Annotated in this window: 12 protein-coding genes, 2 tRNA genes and 1 riboswitch; of the genes, 11 read left to right on the top strand and 3 right to left on the bottom strand. The window is 35.2% G+C overall.

What is annotated here, in order from left to right; translation table 11 throughout:
• The 4 genes from fliD to Bccel_RS18720 all read left to right on the top strand — a co-directional run bounded on the left by fliD (window position 1) and on the right by Bccel_RS18720 (window position 5,869).
• Complete coding sequence (gene fliD / locus Bccel_RS18735; protein WP_050753625.1) at window positions 1-1,947, top strand: flagellar filament capping protein FliD; 1,947 nt, start codon at window positions 1-3, stop codon at window positions 1,945-1,947.
• A gap of 73 nt (window positions 1,948-2,020) precedes the next feature.
• Window positions 2,021-2,425, top strand: a complete 405-nt coding sequence (gene fliS, locus Bccel_RS18730) for a flagellar export chaperone FliS (protein WP_036936616.1) — start codon at window positions 2,021-2,023, stop codon at window positions 2,423-2,425.
• Window positions 2,426-2,434: 9 nt separating this feature from the next.
• Entirely contained in the window at window positions 2,435-2,944 is a 510-nt protein-coding gene (locus Bccel_RS18725; RefSeq protein ID WP_036936618.1) for a flagellar protein FlgN, read from the top strand.
• A gap of 90 nt (window positions 2,945-3,034) precedes the next feature.
• Window positions 3,035-3,161: riboswitch (cyclic di-GMP riboswitch) on the top strand.
• 80 nt (window positions 3,162-3,241) lie between these two features.
• A complete protein-coding gene (locus Bccel_RS18720; RefSeq protein ID WP_050753624.1) occupies window positions 3,242-5,869 on the top strand; it encodes an Ig-like domain-containing protein in 2,628 nt (875 codons plus the stop codon).
• Window positions 5,870-6,091: 222 nt separating this feature from the next.
• On the opposite strand, the gene Bccel_RS18715 is transcribed toward Bccel_RS18720, so the two are convergent.
• Window positions 6,092-6,598: a shikimate kinase gene (locus Bccel_RS18715; protein WP_036936620.1), complete on the bottom strand. Its 507-nt coding sequence runs from the start codon at window positions 6,596-6,598 to the stop codon at window positions 6,092-6,094.
• Window positions 6,599-6,680: 82 nt separating this feature from the next.
• On the opposite strand from Bccel_RS18715, the gene Bccel_RS18710 reads away from it, so the two are divergent.
• Window positions 6,681-6,917 (top strand): hypothetical protein, encoded by a 237-nt coding sequence (locus Bccel_RS18710; RefSeq protein ID WP_457920551.1) that lies wholly within the window; start codon window positions 6,681-6,683, stop codon window positions 6,915-6,917.
• A gap of 21 nt (window positions 6,918-6,938) precedes the next feature.
• On the opposite strand, the gene Bccel_RS18705 is transcribed toward Bccel_RS18710, so the two are convergent.
• Entirely contained in the window at window positions 6,939-7,889 is a 951-nt protein-coding gene (locus Bccel_RS18705; RefSeq protein ID WP_036936622.1) for a response regulator, read from the bottom strand.
• Window positions 7,890-8,160: 271 nt separating this feature from the next.
• On the bottom strand, window positions 8,161-9,909 hold the full coding sequence (gene pyk, locus Bccel_RS18700) for a pyruvate kinase (RefSeq protein WP_036936625.1): 1,749 nt from the start codon (window positions 9,907-9,909) through the stop codon (window positions 8,161-8,163).
• Window positions 9,910-10,571: 662 nt separating this feature from the next.
• On the opposite strand from pyk, the gene Bccel_RS18695 reads away from it, so the two are divergent.
• The 6 genes from Bccel_RS18695 to Bccel_RS18670 all read left to right on the top strand — a co-directional run bounded on the left by Bccel_RS18695 (window position 10,572) and on the right by Bccel_RS18670 (window position 15,657).
• Window positions 10,572-11,351: a peptidylprolyl isomerase gene (locus Bccel_RS18695; protein WP_081926748.1), complete on the top strand. Its 780-nt coding sequence runs from the start codon at window positions 10,572-10,574 to the stop codon at window positions 11,349-11,351.
• Window positions 11,352-11,627: 276 nt separating this feature from the next.
• Window positions 11,628-12,107 (top strand): PspC domain-containing protein, encoded by a 480-nt coding sequence (locus tag Bccel_RS18690; protein WP_036936629.1) that lies wholly within the window; start codon window positions 11,628-11,630, stop codon window positions 12,105-12,107.
• Window positions 12,107-13,027 carry a LiaI-LiaF-like domain-containing protein gene (locus Bccel_RS18685; protein WP_036936632.1) on the top strand — a complete coding sequence of 307 codons (921 nt, stop codon included), beginning with the start codon at window positions 12,107-12,109 and terminating at the stop codon, window positions 13,025-13,027. Before Bccel_RS18690 ends, Bccel_RS18685 begins: the two co-directional genes overlap by 1 nt.
• Window positions 13,028-13,426: 399 nt before the next feature.
• On the top strand, window positions 13,427-15,115 hold the full coding sequence (locus Bccel_RS18680; protein WP_036936634.1) for a glutamine--tRNA ligase/YqeY domain fusion protein: 1,689 nt from the start codon (window positions 13,427-13,429) through the stop codon (window positions 15,113-15,115).
• A gap of 357 nt (window positions 15,116-15,472) precedes the next feature.
• Window positions 15,473-15,547 (top strand) — tRNA-Gly (locus tag Bccel_RS18675).
• A 39-nt stretch (window positions 15,548-15,586) separates the two neighbouring features.
• Window positions 15,587-15,657 (top strand) — tRNA-Gly (locus tag Bccel_RS18670).
• Window positions 15,658-15,731 lie beyond the last annotated feature (74 nt).

Below are 15,731 nucleotides of genomic sequence, written 5' to 3'. Positions count from 1 at the left end.
ATGGCTTTAAACAGTATATCAGGATCTAATTTTACCAGTAATAAACTGAGACTTACAGGCCTTGCCACAGGCCTTGATACTGATACTATCATTAGTGGTTTAATGAAAAGTGAAAAGGTTCCTTTGGACAAAATAATGCAGAAGAAGCAATTGGCTGAATGGAAAAGGGACAGTTACAGAGAGGTAACCAATCTTCTTCGTGGATTTAAGGATGAGTTTTTTGACGTATTAAAGCCGTCAACCAATATATTGTCCCAGGCTGGATTAAAAAAGTTTACTGCAACATCCTCAGAAAGTAGTATTGTTACTGCAACAGGCAGTGCAGAGGCTCAAGCCGGAGAACATAAAATCACAGTGACCAAATTGGCAACAGCAGCATCCAAAACAAGCGGGGGCACGGTTACTAGGCCAATGGAAAGTGATGCTGTCATTACTTCTTCTGATATTGCAAATGCAAGCGGTAAAAAAATAAAAGTAACTTTGGATGGGGTTACCAAAGAAATTAGGCTTGGAAGTTATACAGAGTCAACAACTATGGCTCAATTTGCTTCAGATATTGAAAATACTATTGGCAATGAATTTGGAGGAGGCAAGGTTAGGGTCAATGTTACAGGAAGCGGGAACAACAAGCTTACCTTTACTACTGAAGCAGGTGCAAGTAGATTAACATTGACATCACCAGAATCAGGAGATGGATTGACCAGTTTACACATAAGTTCTGGAACTTCAAACAGGCTAAATGTTAGTGATACTTTAGCATCTCTTAAAGGGAAGCTTAAAGATTCCTTTCAGTATACACAGAGCTCCAATGGAAGCCAAAATGTTACGTTCACTATAAATTCCAAAACCTTTACATTTTCAAGTTCAGATACTCTTTCTACAGTTTTGAATACTATCAGTAATGATACAGATGCAAAAGTTAAAATTGTTTATGATGATATAACTGACAAGTTCACTATAAATGCAAAGAGTTTGGGAGCTGGAAATAATATTAATATTGGCGATTTATCAGGTACGTTTTTAAATTCAATGAATCTCACAGATTCCAAACCGGGGCAGGACGCCATAGTCGTTTTAGATGGAAAAAGTATAACAAGAAGCAGTAATAAAATTACCTCAAATGGTGTAACATATGATCTCATTAAAGAGAGTACTGAAGAACAGACAATATCTTTAAAGACTGATACTGACGCTGTTTTTAATAATATAAAGAATTTTGTAACAAAGTATAATAGCCTTATTGAAAACCTTAATGGTAAACTTACTGAAAAGCACAACAGGGATTATCAGCCGTTAACAGAGGACCAGAAGGCTGAATTGTCAGAAGATCAGATAAAAAAGTGGGAGGAAAAAGCAAAATCAGGTCTTTTGAAAAATGACAGTTATGTAACTAAAGTAGTAACTAGTATGAGAACAGCTCTATATGACAGCGTAAGCGGCATAACTACCAGACTAACGGATGTTGGTATTACTACAGGATCATATTCAGATAAGGGTAAGCTTATTATTGATGAAGAAAAATTAAAGCAGGCTATAGAATCAAATCCAGACGGTGTGATGAATTTATTCAGCAAGAAATCAGACAGTCAACCATATTACACCCGCAATCTATCAGCTTTGGATAAAAAAGCAAGGTATAATGAGGAAGGTTTGGCACATAGGATGTATGATATCATAGAAGATAATATATCAACAATCAGGGATTCAGAGGGGAAAAAGGGATTCCTTCTGCAGGTAGCAGGAATTTCAGGAGATGCATCGGAATATTCAAATACTATCTATACACAAATTAGTCAGTATAACATACAAATTGACTCATTGGCAGATAAGTTGATTGATAAGGAAAATAAGTATTATGAAAAATATGCTGCACTTGAAGCAGCGATGTCTAAGATGAATGATCAAAGTAATTGGTTAATGAGCCAGTTTGGTAATTCAGGCGGATAATAGATTCTTATTATATTGTTCATATTATAATAGAGAGGATTGCGTATAACATAATAATACCGGAGGGATATATATGATAGCCAATAAAGCTACAGAGCAGTACAAAGAGAATTCAATATTTACAGCCAGTCCAGAGGAATTGACACTAATGCTTTATAATGGATTGATTAAATTTATTATGCAGGCTCAAATGGCAATTGATGAGAAAAATATTCAAAAAGCACATAATTGTATAATAAAAGCAGAGAATATCATTTGTGAGTTTCAGGCAACATTAGACAAGAATTATGATGTATCAAATAATTTGGCACTTATTTATGATTATATGAATAGAAGACTTGTAGATGCAAGCATTAAGAAAGACAAGGAGATACTAAACGAAGTTCTTGGGTTTGCCAAAGATCTAAGGGATACTTGGACCCAGGCTATGAAATTGGCTAAGCAACAAATACCAAAAGCCCAACAGATGGCAAAATAGGAGAGCAATATGGATAACACTAATAAGAGCACTTTTGACAAAAGTCCTGAAGCTTATATAGAAAGGCTTCTGGAAATAACAGATAGTAAGTATACATGTTTACAAGAGATGCTTGAGCTGACAAATGAACAGGCTAATGTTATAGATGGAGATCAAATAGCAAGGCTTGAAGAAATTATAGATAGCAAGCAGAAGATAATTGAAAAGGTTGATAAGCTTGATGATGAATTTGAAGTGTATTTTCACCGCCTTAAATCGGAAGCTGGCATTAAAAGCGTTGATGAGCTAAAAACCAGCGAGGTAAAAGGTTTAAAGGAATTAAAAAAATCCGTATCCAATGTGATGGGAATTTTAAAGGAATTGTCGGATATGGAAAAATCCAATGGCAATAAAGCAAAAAAAGTATTGGGAGACATTGGAAATGAATTGAAGAATATAAATGTTGCCAAAAAAGTCAATTCAGCTTATGGATCAATACCACTGCAGACTGAATCCTACTTTATAGATAAGAAAAAGTAAAGCGTCATATCCAATCCATGCTCAATCTGTATTGGTATCGTTGCATTTGTTACCCAAATGAGGTATAATTATAGTATATATTTTTATGTCAACTGACAAGGGCAAACTTACCGAAAGGTAAGGACGCAAAGTCATGGGCCTTAGGCTATTACTAAATTAAAAGTGTAACTAAACACTTTTAATTTATATGAAAAGCGATGGTTGCCAGATTACCGGATGAAGCATTTCTATTATTAAGTTTATATCACTATTCTCATTATTCAGATCTGGTTTCCTTCAGACTGGAGGAGATTTTTTATGAAATCCAATTTAAGAGTATATTTTATTGTACTGGTTATCATTGCAGTTTTTATTGCTGTGCCGGGAATTATTTACGCTGATGACTCAGCAGCATCGCCTATTGATTTGGCTGATAAAGTCAAAACAGCCATGATGTCCAAGAGCTCTACCTATGCAATACAATATACCGGAGATGTATCTATAAAAAATAATGTCAAGAGTATGTTTACAGAAATTTTTAGCTCCGATGATTATTTGCACTACACCACTAAATCTTATGGAGCAACTATTTATGGTGCTGCAGGCAACTTAACTATGAAATTTAATTTTTCCTATTGGGAGACTTTGGAACAGTCCCTGTTTGTTGAAGCAAAAGTTGCTGAGGTATTAAATCAAATTATAACTCCTGATATGAATGACTATCAAAAGGAAAAAGCAATTCACGATTGGATTGTTTCTAATGTAGCGTATGACGTTTCTCTTGGGCAGCATTCTGCTTATGCAGCACTAGTACCTCCTTATAAGACTGTCTGTCAGGGATATTCTCTTCTTGCTCATAAAATGCTAAATGAAGCTGGAATAGAAGCAAGGATAATAGAAGGAAAGGCAGGAAGTCAAAACCATTCATGGCTTTTAGTGAACCTTGACGGAGTTTATTACCATCTTGATCCTACTTGGAATGACCCTGTGCCTGATGTTCAGGATAGAATTAAATATGATTATTTTAATTTAACTGATGAAGAAATCAAGGCAAATCATTCATGGACCAAGCCATATCCCGAAGCAAGCACTCCTTTCGTAGATACCCTTAAATCAAAAATAGAAAACGATGCTGAAAATGCGGAAATTTATCAATCCATAATCAATGATTTAGGCTTAGAATACATTGAGGACAATTTGACAGCATCTGATTCTTTGGCATTGAACTCAATGATTCAAGAGGCAATTAAAGAAGAAAAAAACACAATAAAGGTAAGATATACAGGAATGTCTATTATAAGAGATATAAAGGAAGCAGTTCAAGGTGCGGGCAATGTAACAAATTATAGCTATTCCTATACTGATTATATAAGAACGATACAGGTTGGAGATGTTATTCTTGAATTGAACTTTTCATATGAATCCCAGGTTAGTGTAACTGGTATAACACTCAGTGAGAGTTCTATTACAATTGACATGGGAAAGTCTTCGGAAAAACTTATACCAACTGTTATGCCTTCTGATGCAAGCAACAAAAATGTAAAATGGTCTTCGAGTGATACAAGTATTGCAACTGTTTTGGGTGGTGTTATAAAAGGAGTATCCGGAGGGGATGCAATTATTACGGTAGAAACAGTAGATGGCGGAATACAGGCTCAAATCCAAGTTACGGTTTCAGTGCCGGTTTCCAGGGTAAGGCTTGATAAGGCTTATTTACAGTTAAAAACAGACAGTGATGATGTACAGTTGCAGGCTACTGTCTTCCCTGAAGATGCATCTGATAAAGATATTGTTTGGAGCAGTAATAGTGAAAATGTTACGGTAGATGAAAATGGATTAGTGCATGCAGTTGCACCAGGCAAAGCTGTTATTACTGCAACCTCAAGATCTGATCCTTTTAAAAAGGCTGTTTGTACTGTAGTGGTTCCTGTAACAGTACAGGAAGTATCCTTTGCAAAGGATGAAATTACATTAAAACTTGGCCAGGCACCTATCAAGATGATACCTGTAATTACCCCGGCTAATGCTCCTATAAAGACAGTTAAATGGTCTTCAAGCGATGCATCTATCACTACAGTGGGAAGAACAGGAAATTTGATGGCTGTTTCTGAAGGCACCGCAACCATAACAGCAACTTCAATCGATGGAAACAAGTCGGCGTCAATTACGGTTACTGTAATAAGAGGAGTTACAAGCGTAACCGTCAGCAAGAAGTTAGCTACCCTGAAAATTGGTGATCCTGATCTTTTGTTAGAGGCCGCTGTCCTGCCTGATAATGCCACAATAAAGGATATTCTGTGGACAAGCAGCAATGTTAAAATTGCAACAGTTGACGAGAATGGATCGGTTCATGCAGTTGCACCGGGTAAAGTTATAATTACTGCATACTCCAAACAGGACGGAACAAAGAGGGCAGCTTGTACAATAACCGTACCGGTTCCGGTATCCGGCATAGATCTAACCACAACTATAGCTACGTTAAAAGTCGGGCAAATCGGTGTAAGGATTGGAGCAAGAATAATACCCTATAACGCAGCAATGAAAAAGGTGGAATGGTCCAGCAGCGATCCATCTGTATTGGCGGTTAGTGCATCGGGTGTAGTTACTCCGATTAAGGAAGGTGCGGCAACAATTAGTGCAACTACGGTGGATGGCGGCTTTTCAGATTCTGTAGTAATAAAAGTTATATATCCGGTATCAGCTGTTGTTTTGGATAAAACTATCGCAACTATGAAGGTGGGTGACCCCGATTTGACATTGAAGGCAACAGTGTTGCCGGACAGGGCTACCAGTAAGTATGTAGAGTGGAAAAGCAGTAATCCGGCAGTAGCAACTGTTGATGATAATGGAGTAGTCCATGCAATTTCATACGGTAAAACGGTCATTAGTGCTGTTTCCAAGCAGGATCCTTATAAGAAAGGAATTTGCAGTATCACTGTTAAGTAATATATTTTAAGGCATGAATGAAACATTACTTCCGCTATTTTGAACCTTTACATAAAAAAAGAGGTTAGTCTTTGCGACTAACCATGTAAAGGGGGTCAAAATGTATTTTGTGAGGTCCTTAATATTATTGACGGTTATGAAAGTTTTATACAACTTATTTAAAAAAATATGAAAAAATTTTTAAAGGCTCAATATTGGAAGTAATATTTCATTTTTCCTCAATTACTTTTTATATAAAAGACTGGTAATTTTCAATATTACATCTTCCATATCTTTGTTATCACAGTCTATGGTGAAATCACTATATTTTTCATATAGTGGTTTTCTTGCTGTATATAAGCTTTGAAGACTTTGGTTTTGTCCCATTGCAATACCTCGGGTCTTTATATTTTTAATCCGATTTTCAATGGCTTCAAGAGGAAGATCCAAATATATCAAAATTCCATTTCTTTTGAGGTGTTTCATTGATTTTTCACTATAGATAACACTTCCGCCTGTAGCTATAACATGATTTTTTAAATCAGTCTCAAGAATTACACTTTCTTCAATAGACAAAAAACCTTCTATTCCGTTTTTTCGTATGATATTTTGAAGGAAATCCTTTTCTTTTTGTTGTATCAGCAAATCTGTATCGATAAACGGTTTATTGATTGTTTTGGCAAGTAATACACCTATAGTACTTTTGCCTGCTCCAGGCATACCGATTAATATAATGTTTTTATCTTTCATGGTAACTCCTTTTTTTATGTATTCCTTATATTTTACCACATATAAGGTAATAATAAATCATATCTGATAGGGGGTGAATAATTTGGAAGACAATAACAATGAACTGATTTACAATATGGACTTAGATTCCACACTTGAGGAGTTATCTAAGGGATTAAAGGCTGACGAAACTTTGGTATTGGATATAGAAGATGACAGTCAGAATCAAACGGATGTGATTTACGACACTTTGGTCTTGAAGGGGTATAGTGTAATCAGAAACTTTATAAAGGGCAAAAGTATAATTATAGTCAATAAAAATAAGAATCTTTATATTTAGACTAAAGAATTGATAAAATATCTAATATTTTCTTGGATCATACTTTTTATACCTTGTATAGCTGCTGCTGACATTTTGTTTGGTGTTATCAAGTATATTTGTAAACTTTTCAAGCATTTCCTTGTCGGATACCTTTTTGATAGCAGCATTCATTAGAGATTGGAAATCACTGCCTTCTTCAGGGTAAGTAACGGTAGTGGAAAAGAATAAATCGTTAAACTTCAAGTTGAATTCACAAAGGCTTGTGTCAATTTTGGCTGTTATTTTTGTATCTACAACCTTTGCACCTGCCATGTTTGTATTAGGCAATACTATAATTATGTCTTTATTGTTTAAAATGGCATAGTCGGTTACGCGAAGTGACTGCTTGACCTTATCTATTGCTGTGGTATACGCTTTTTCCTTGAGCTGCATGCTGTATATATAATTACTGCTGCCGCCTAAAAGCTTTTCTTCTTTTGGTTTTACAAGAGTTATAAGTACAATAGACAGATGCTGTTTTGTACGCTTGGCCATGTAAAGCTCTTTGGCAAAATATTCTTCAAATGACATAATTATTTTTGCAGTTTCATTTACAATATATTTGAATTTTGCTTCAATTCTAACGAGGCTTCTGATTGAACTCTGAAGCCTCGTCGGATTGACCGGCTTTTCTATATAATCGTTTACCGAATACTTAAGGGCTAAACTTTTTATTTGAGGGTTATTGGGTTTTGCTATAACAATAATTGGAACAGTTTTAGTTTCGGCGTTACTTCTAATCGCTGATATTAAAGAGAAACTGTCCTTCTCAGTAGGGAAATTGATTTCAATTATTATTAGAGAAAAGCATGCAAGTGAAACCTCGATGCTATTAATTTCATTAAAACTTGCCACATCAATTATCTCAAATTTTCCTAACTCTGAAATTATGTATTTCATTTTTTCTCTATCAACCTCGGAATTATCCAGTAACAAAATTTTATTATCCATAAAGCCTTCCAGTTCACAATTTTCATAATTTATAATTTAGATACTTCATATAAATATCGGCAGGTATGTGGATATAAATTACAACAAATTTTTAGGTACTAGGGTATTTTAAAAAATACATTATTCAAATATTTTTTGTATAATATCATAAGTAATTGATTTATCGCTTTTAATACAATAATAAAAAGGCAACAGACTAATATAATAATCTGTTACCTTATTTCTTTAAAAATTACTTTTAAATTTCAGTAGTACTCTCAAATGCAGATGCTTATTGGGGAGCACCATAGAATACAATACCCTTGCTTGAATCGATAGTTACAACTGAACCGCTTTTTAAAATTTTGGTTGCGTTTTCCGCACCTATAACAACTGGTATCTCAAGGGTTAGGCCGATTGTGGCAGCATGTGAACCAGCTTCGCCTTCTTCGACTATTATCCCTGAAGCTCTCTTTAAGAGGGGAAGCATTTCGTTATTTGTGTAAGGTGCAACAATTATGTTGCCGTCAGTAAAGGTTTTCTCCGCTTCTTCCAATGTGCGCACAACACAAAGTTCACCGGTTGTTTGGCCCATGTTTATTCCTGTGCCTTTAACCAGAACTTTACCTACTATGTGTACTTTTAAGAGGTTTGTAGTACCGCTCACACCTACAGGAATACCGGCAGTAATAATTACAAGATCACCATACTGAACATTGCCGGATTCCAATGCTTTTTCAACCCCAACTTCGAACATTTCATCTGTTGTATTTACTGAAGGCACAAGGAAAGGAATTACTCCCCATGAAAGGGCAAGCTGACGCTGCACTTTTGGATGAACTGTAGTCGCAATAATGGGACAGGCAGGTCTGAACCTGGAAATCATTCTTGCTGTTAGACCGGAATGAGTAACTGTTATTATTGCCGATGCAGTAAGATCCATTGCGGTAGTACATGTTGCATGACTGATTGCATTGGTTATACTGGAAGCTACAGTGTAATTTGTTGATGCAAACCTTTTCCAATAATTAATTGAATTTTCAGCTTTTTCTGCAATTTTGCACATGACTTCAACAGCTTCAATAGGGAATTTACCTGATGCGGTTTCGCCGGACAGCATAATGGCACTGGTGCTGTCATATATGGCGTTTGCTACATCACTTGCTTCCGCACGGGTAGGGATTGGGTTTCTTATCATTGAATCAAGCATTTGGGTAGCTGTTATAACAGGCTTACCGGTTTTATAACATTTTTCTATAATGCTTTTTTGAACCAGGGGCACTTCTTCAACAGGTATTTCAACACCCATATCTCCTCTGGCTACCATAATGCCATCGGATACTTTTATGATATCATCAATATTTTTTATGCCCTGGCGGTTTTCTATTTTTGCGATTACATTAATGTCCTGACCACCATATTTTTCAAGAAGTTTTTTTATTTCAACAACGTCAGATGCTTTTCTTACAAATGATGCAGCAATAAAGTCCACGTCATTCTCTATTCCGAATTTAATGTCCTCAATATCTTTTTCTGTAAAAGCAGGAAGGCGAATCTCAACCTCAGGTACATTGACACCTTTTCTGTTGCTTATTACACCACCGTTTATAACGGTACAATGGATATCCTTACCTTTAACTTCTTTAACTTCAAGTTCAACCAGTCCATCATTTATAAGTATTCTTCCACCTTTAAAGACATCCTTGTAAAGATCTTTGTAGTCAATAGTGACTTTGGTGTTGTCGCCGATTATTTCTTTGTTGACTAAAACAAAACTCTCTCCTTCATTAAGTGTTACTTCACCTTTTTCAAAAGTACCTATTCTTATTTTAGGACCTTTCATATCAAGTAAGAGGGCAACAGGTATTCCTAATTCTTCTCTTGCTTCTTTGAAGGAATCGATTCTTTTCTTATGATCTTCATGAGTACCATGTGAGAAGTTCATACGTCCTACATTCATTCCAGCTTTCATAAGTTGTTTAAGCATATCCTTGCTGTCTACAGCAGGCCCTAAAGTACATATTATCTTTGTTTTTCTCATCAATTACCATTCCTTTCGGTTTAACGCCATTTGCAAAAATCATTATTTTTGTACAAGTATATTTAAATTGCAAAATACGCCATTAATTTACATATGTTAAAAAACGTAAGGCAAAAAAATATGCCTTACGTCATTGCTTGCCACAACTCTTAACACCGACTTAACTAAAGTAAAGGGCTATATTTTCTTTTCTCTAAACCCATTGATAAATATATATTATTATTTATCAAAAATCAATATAAATATAGATTTAAATTATTAAACCACAAATAATATGTAACAATTTGACCATTTATGGTATAATATAAGGAATGACTAAAATACTATTACCGATTTCTACGCAGGTTTTGACGAGTTAAGTCAACTCATGAGTGAAATTTATAGCGAATGTTATATTTTTGTTATTACTAAATAGTTTGCGGTGATATATGAAAGGTGTTAAAATATTACATATGGTGAAGCAAATTACTAACGGTTCAACATAATTAAATCAGTAATAGTCTTCTTTTGCCAGAGCAATATAAAGAATTTTTTAACATTATTTTGTGATGGACAAATAATAAGATTGATTTTAACAGATTTGCGGCAGACAAATGTAATTAGTTTACCACTTTTAATATAGATATTATATGGAAAATTATTAATGGAGGATGAGTGTAGGAATGATTAAAAAAGCATTAATTGTCAGTGTATTGTTAACATCAGTATTTTCAGGATGCAGTTCGGATAAGATTTCAAACGAATCCAATAACAGTGCTGGCCAGCCATCGGCTGTTACTTCTTCGGCAGCACCGACACCAACCGGAGCTGCACCATCTTTAGCAGCAAGTAAGCTGAATATAAATAAACCGTCAAAAATTGACCAGTTCAGTGCACCAGAAAAAGATGAGACCATTGCTATAATGAAAACAAATATGGGTGATATTAAGATCAAGTTTTTTTATGATGTAGCACCAAAAGCTGTTGAAAACTTTATAAAGCATGCTCAGGACAAGTATTACGATGGGCTGACATTCCACAGGGTTATCAAGGACTTTATGATTCAGGGAGGAGATCCATCCGGAAGCGGTGCAGGAGGAGAAAGTATTTGGAATAAACCATTTGAGGATGAATTCAGCGATAAGGTTCATAACTACAGGGGAGCTCTTTCCATGGCTAACAGCGGTCCAAATACAAACGGAAGCCAGTTCTTTATAGTACAGTTACCAAAAATTGATGAAAATTCTGTCCAGTTTATGGAGCAAAGCAATTTTTCGAAGGAAGTCATCGATCAGTATAAAAAGACAGGCGGGACTCCGTGGCTTGATAACAAGCACACTGTATTCGGTCAGGTGTTTGAGGGAATGGATATTGTTGATAAAATCGCAGGTGTGAAAGTAAAAAATGACCGTCCCATGGAAGAGGTTTTAATAAATTCTATAGAAATTACAACACAAAAATAATACTGGAAAACAGCATTTTTTAGTATGAGACTAGTAAAGAAGGGCTTTCCTTAGAGATAAGGTTAGTCCTTTTTTACGTGTGAGAAATTATAATGTACTGTAGAAAAACATTAATATTGAGAAAAAAATAAATTTAAAAATATTTGCAAATTATAAGACATTTTTAAATTTTATTCGTAACTAATGATAGAAGAACAATTTATTTTGAAATGGCTAAAATCTTTTGGATTTTAACAAATTATATAGAGGTACGAATACTTAAGGAGGAATATATAAATGGTAAAAAGGTTATGTCGCTCTAGAGAGAATAAAGTTATTGCAGGGGTATGCGGTGGTATCGCGGAATATTTCTCAACAGACCCTACAATTGTAAGACTTGTGTGGGGAGCAACATTTTTTTTAGGTGGAACAGGATTTATTGCTTATATTGTAGCTGCTATCATAATGCCCAAGAAAGAATTTGACAGCCATGGAGATTTTTTTTCCAACAGTCGCAGTGATGAATTCGATTATCCAAATGGAAGTGAATTCGATAAACACTTTTATGCAAAGACAGGAAGTGGTGAATTCGATGCTTCCGGTGATTATAAAAGAAGTAAACCTGATAAGAAGATTTTTGGAATAATATTGATTGTATTAGGTGCTTTCTTTTTAGCAAAAGAGTACTTAAAATGGGTGGATGATCAGGTACTTATTCCTTTTCTTCTGATCGTAGTAGGATTGGTGTTTATATTTGGCAATAGGAGGAGATTTTAATGAAAACAGAGAAAATTGGGTTTGGGGTTTTTCTACTGGCAGTTGGGGTTATTTGGATACTTGTCAGTTTCAATGTTATTAGTTTTAATTATATAACAGCATTCTTCGCATCATTTATCAAGCTTTGGCCGCTAATTCTTATTGTTGTGGGTTTAAACCTGGTATTTAAATATAATTCTGCTTTAAAATTGGTATCATGGGTTTTATATTTTGCAATTTTAATTTCCTATGGCGTAATAGCCAATCCTAAGCTTGGATTTGAGGGTGTTAAGATTGACTTGCATTTAGGTGATAAAATAGATAAAGACCATATAAAATATAGTCAAAAACTGAATGAAGCCACTAAAAACGGCAAATTTGATATTTCACTAGGTGCAGCTAAAATAAATATTGGCGGAAAAACTGAAAATTTATTTGATGCTGATGTCCCCAAAAGCGTAAAGCTTAAAAAGACCGACTATTCAAGTGACAACAGTAAAGCTGAAATATACTTTGGAAAAAATGACGATTTTGATTTCCGAAATCAGGAATCCAGTTTCAGGTTAAATAAAGATTTAATATGGGATGTTAATGTTAAGTCAGATGTATTGACCGGTAAATTGGACATGACAGACCTTAAAATTAAAAAACTTGACTTGGATGTTAAAGCTTCAAGTGTAGATATGATATTTGGCTCAGGTTATGATAAAACAAACGCGGAGATTGACGCTAAAGCTTCAAATATAAATATCACAGTTCCTAAGAATTCAGGAGTGCGTATAATAATAAGCGGAAAGTTAAATAACACAAACTTGGATAAGTTGGAATGGAACAATGATAAGAATGTGTATGAATCCTCCAATTATGATAAGGCAGAATCCAAGATAGACATGGAAATGGATATGGATGTATCAAATTTAAAGGTTTATCTTATAGACTAAAATCCCCCTTAAAAGAGGTCTTGCAGAAATTATTTTGCAAGGCCTTTTTTAAGGGAAATTTAGGCATAATTTTTAATAATTTTATTAAAATAGTGGTAATATGCGTTGATATTTATTAAAATAGTATTTATACTATATTAAAGTGCCTTCAACTACAATTAGTCATGATTAAAAAATAACATACGCTATGAATTTTGCTCATGTATCGACTTAACTTGTCAACACCCAAGATGCATGGCGAGCAGTTTAGCGAAGCTAAACAACTAGCCGCTACAATAAGCGTGAGTAATTTTTCATTCATGTCTCAATAAATATTAAAAATGGACAATTTAGTTAAGGAATGAATAAAACAAAGAGATATTTTTGCGGATTTGGTACTTTTTATACGGGAGGAAAAACATGAGTGATAATGATGTAATATCTTATTCAAATTTCATTCAGGATATTATTACTGATGATCTTAAAACCAATAAGAACGGTGGCAGGGTAGTAACCAGGTTCCCGCCTGAACCAAACGGTTATTTGCATATTGGGCATGCAAAGTCAATATGCATAAACTTTGGCCTTTCCATACAGAACAAAGGGAAATGTAATTTAAGATTTGACGATACCAATCCTGTTAAAGAAGATGTAGAATATGTCGATTCAATTCAAACTGATGTAAAATGGTTGGGCTTTGATTGGGAAGACAGGATGTACTACGCGTCAGACTATTTTGAAAGAATTTATAATTGTGCAGTAGAGCTTATAAAGATAGGAAAAGCATATGTTTGTGATTTAACTGCAGATCAGATTAGGGAATATAGAGGAACTCTCACTGAGCCAGGAAAGGATAGCCCTTTTAGGAATCGTTCGGTGGAAGAAAATCTGGATTTGTTTGAGAAGATGAAAAATGGACAGTTTGAAGACGGAAGCCGTGTATTAAGGGCTAAAATAGACATGGCGTCACCCAATTTAAATATGAGAGATCCTGTTATATACAGAATACTTCATGCAACCCATCACAGGTCTGGAGACAAGTGGTGCATTTATCCCATGTATGACTTTGCACATCCCATATCCGATGCTTTAGAAGGAATTACTCATTCTATTTGTACGCTTGAATTTGAGGCTCATCGGCCTTTATATGACTGGTTTTTAGAAACACTTAATTTTCAAGACAGGCCAAGGCAAATAGAGTTTGCACGCCTGAACCTTACCTACACGGTTATGAGTAAGAGAAAGCTTTTGGAATTGGTGAAAAATTCATATGTAGCTGGATGGGACGATCCCAGGATGCCTACGATATCAGGTATGAGGAGACGCGGGTATACTCCAGAGGCAATAAGAGATTTTTGTGAGCGGATAGGGGTAGCAAAAACATCAAGCACAGTTGATGTTGCTCTTCTAGAGCACTGCATCAGGGAAGATCTGAATGCTAAAGCTACAAGAGTTATGGCAGTATTAAGACCCATCAAGGTAGTTTTGGAAAATTATCCTGATGACCAGGTAGAGTGGTTTGATGCTGAAAACAATCCTGAGGATCCTAATGCAGGAACAAGAAAAGTACCGTTTTCAAAGGTTATTTATATCGATAGGGATGACTTTATGGAGAACCCTCCAAAGAAATACTTCAGACTATTTCCGGGCTCTGAGGTTAGGCTCAAACACGCGTATTTTATTACATGTAAAAGCGTCGTAAAGGACGAAAAGGGTGAAATAACCGAGCTCATTTGTACCTATGATCCCGAGTCAAGAGGCGGTAACTCCCCTGATGGAAGAAAAGTTAAAGGGACTATTCAATGGGTTTCTGCCAAGCATGCAATTGATGCGGAAGTAAGGCTTTATGATCAGCTCTTTAAATGTCCAAATCCTGATGAAAGCGAGAGCGGTGATTATAAGGAAAACCTTAATCCGAATTCATTGGAAACTCTTTATAATTGCAAGTTAGAGCCAAGCCTTAAGGAATCAAAACTTGAAGACAGATACCAGTTCATCCGCACAGGCTATTTCTGCATTGATTCTGTTGATTCAAAGGAAGATAAGTTTGTATTCAACAGAATAGTTGCACTTAAGGACTCATGGGCTAAGGTTCAGAAAGAACAATAGTGATTTTTAGAAGAGTTGACAAATAATCAATTGCTCAATTGGGCATTTCAAAAAGCTTAGGAATGGCTAAGAAATAACATTCGATTCTCAATGTCCAAAAACCCGTTAAATTGTCGGGATTTTGTCCTCTAGAATACGAAGTTATTTCTAAGGCATTCCTTAATTAATGATATTAAGCAGAAAATACTTGAATGATATAATTTTTGAAATTCCATTAGCCCCTTTATATGTTTCTAAGTAATGAGTAAAGAATTATCAGACTTTAATTATTTGCTCAAATAAATTTTAAAATTATTTGATATAAGGGGTTGACAATCATGTAACAACTATGTATAATAACCTTTGCAGGTTGGATTTGCGGGTTTAACTCAGCGGTAGAGTGTCACCTTGCCAAGGTGAAAGTCGCGAGTTCAAATCTCGTAACCCGCTCCAAGCATGAAAGAGATCGATCAGACATTGATCTCTTATTATGCGGGTGTAGTTCAATGGTAGAACCTCAGCCTTCCAAGCTGATTGCGTGGGTTCGATTCCCATCACCCGCTTCACAAAAGACAGTCTAAGGAATAATCTTAGGCTGTCTTTTGCATTTTGTGGGACTTTATTCATGTCTGGGCTC

The sequence above is a fragment of the Pseudobacteroides cellulosolvens ATCC 35603 = DSM 2933 genome, from assembly GCF_001262605.1.
Classification (GTDB): Bacteria; Bacillota; Clostridia; order Acetivibrionales; family DSM-2933; genus Pseudobacteroides; species Pseudobacteroides cellulosolvens.
Note: the sequence above shows the minus strand (reverse complement) of the source record. Positions and strands in the feature narration are given on the sequence as shown.

Coding starts and splice junctions, on each gene's coding strand:
- fliD (WP_050753625.1), top strand. CDS start 1: ATGGCTTTAAACAGTATATCAGGATCTAATTTTACCAGTAATAAACTG.
- fliS (WP_036936616.1), top strand. CDS start 2,021: ATGATAGCCAATAAAGCTACAGAGCAGTACAAAGAGAATTCAATATTT.
- Bccel_RS18725 (WP_036936618.1), top strand. CDS start 2,435: ATGGATAACACTAATAAGAGCACTTTTGACAAAAGTCCTGAAGCTTAT.
- Bccel_RS18720 (WP_050753624.1), top strand. CDS start 3,242: ATGAAATCCAATTTAAGAGTATATTTTATTGTACTGGTTATCATTGCA.
- Bccel_RS18715 (WP_036936620.1), bottom strand. CDS start 6,598: ATGAAAGATAAAAACATTATATTAATCGGTATGCCTGGAGCAGGCAAA.
- Bccel_RS18705 (WP_036936622.1), bottom strand. CDS start 7,889: ATGGATAATAAAATTTTGTTACTGGATAATTCCGAGGTTGATAGAGAA.
- pyk (WP_036936625.1), bottom strand. CDS start 9,909: ATGAGAAAAACAAAGATAATATGTACTTTAGGGCCTGCTGTAGACAGC.
- Bccel_RS18695 (WP_081926748.1), top strand. CDS start 10,572: ATGATTAAAAAAGCATTAATTGTCAGTGTATTGTTAACATCAGTATTT.
- Bccel_RS18690 (WP_036936629.1), top strand. CDS start 11,628: ATGGTAAAAAGGTTATGTCGCTCTAGAGAGAATAAAGTTATTGCAGGG.
- Bccel_RS18685 (WP_036936632.1), top strand. CDS start 12,107: ATGAAAACAGAGAAAATTGGGTTTGGGGTTTTTCTACTGGCAGTTGGG.
- Bccel_RS18680 (WP_036936634.1), top strand. CDS start 13,427: ATGAGTGATAATGATGTAATATCTTATTCAAATTTCATTCAGGATATT.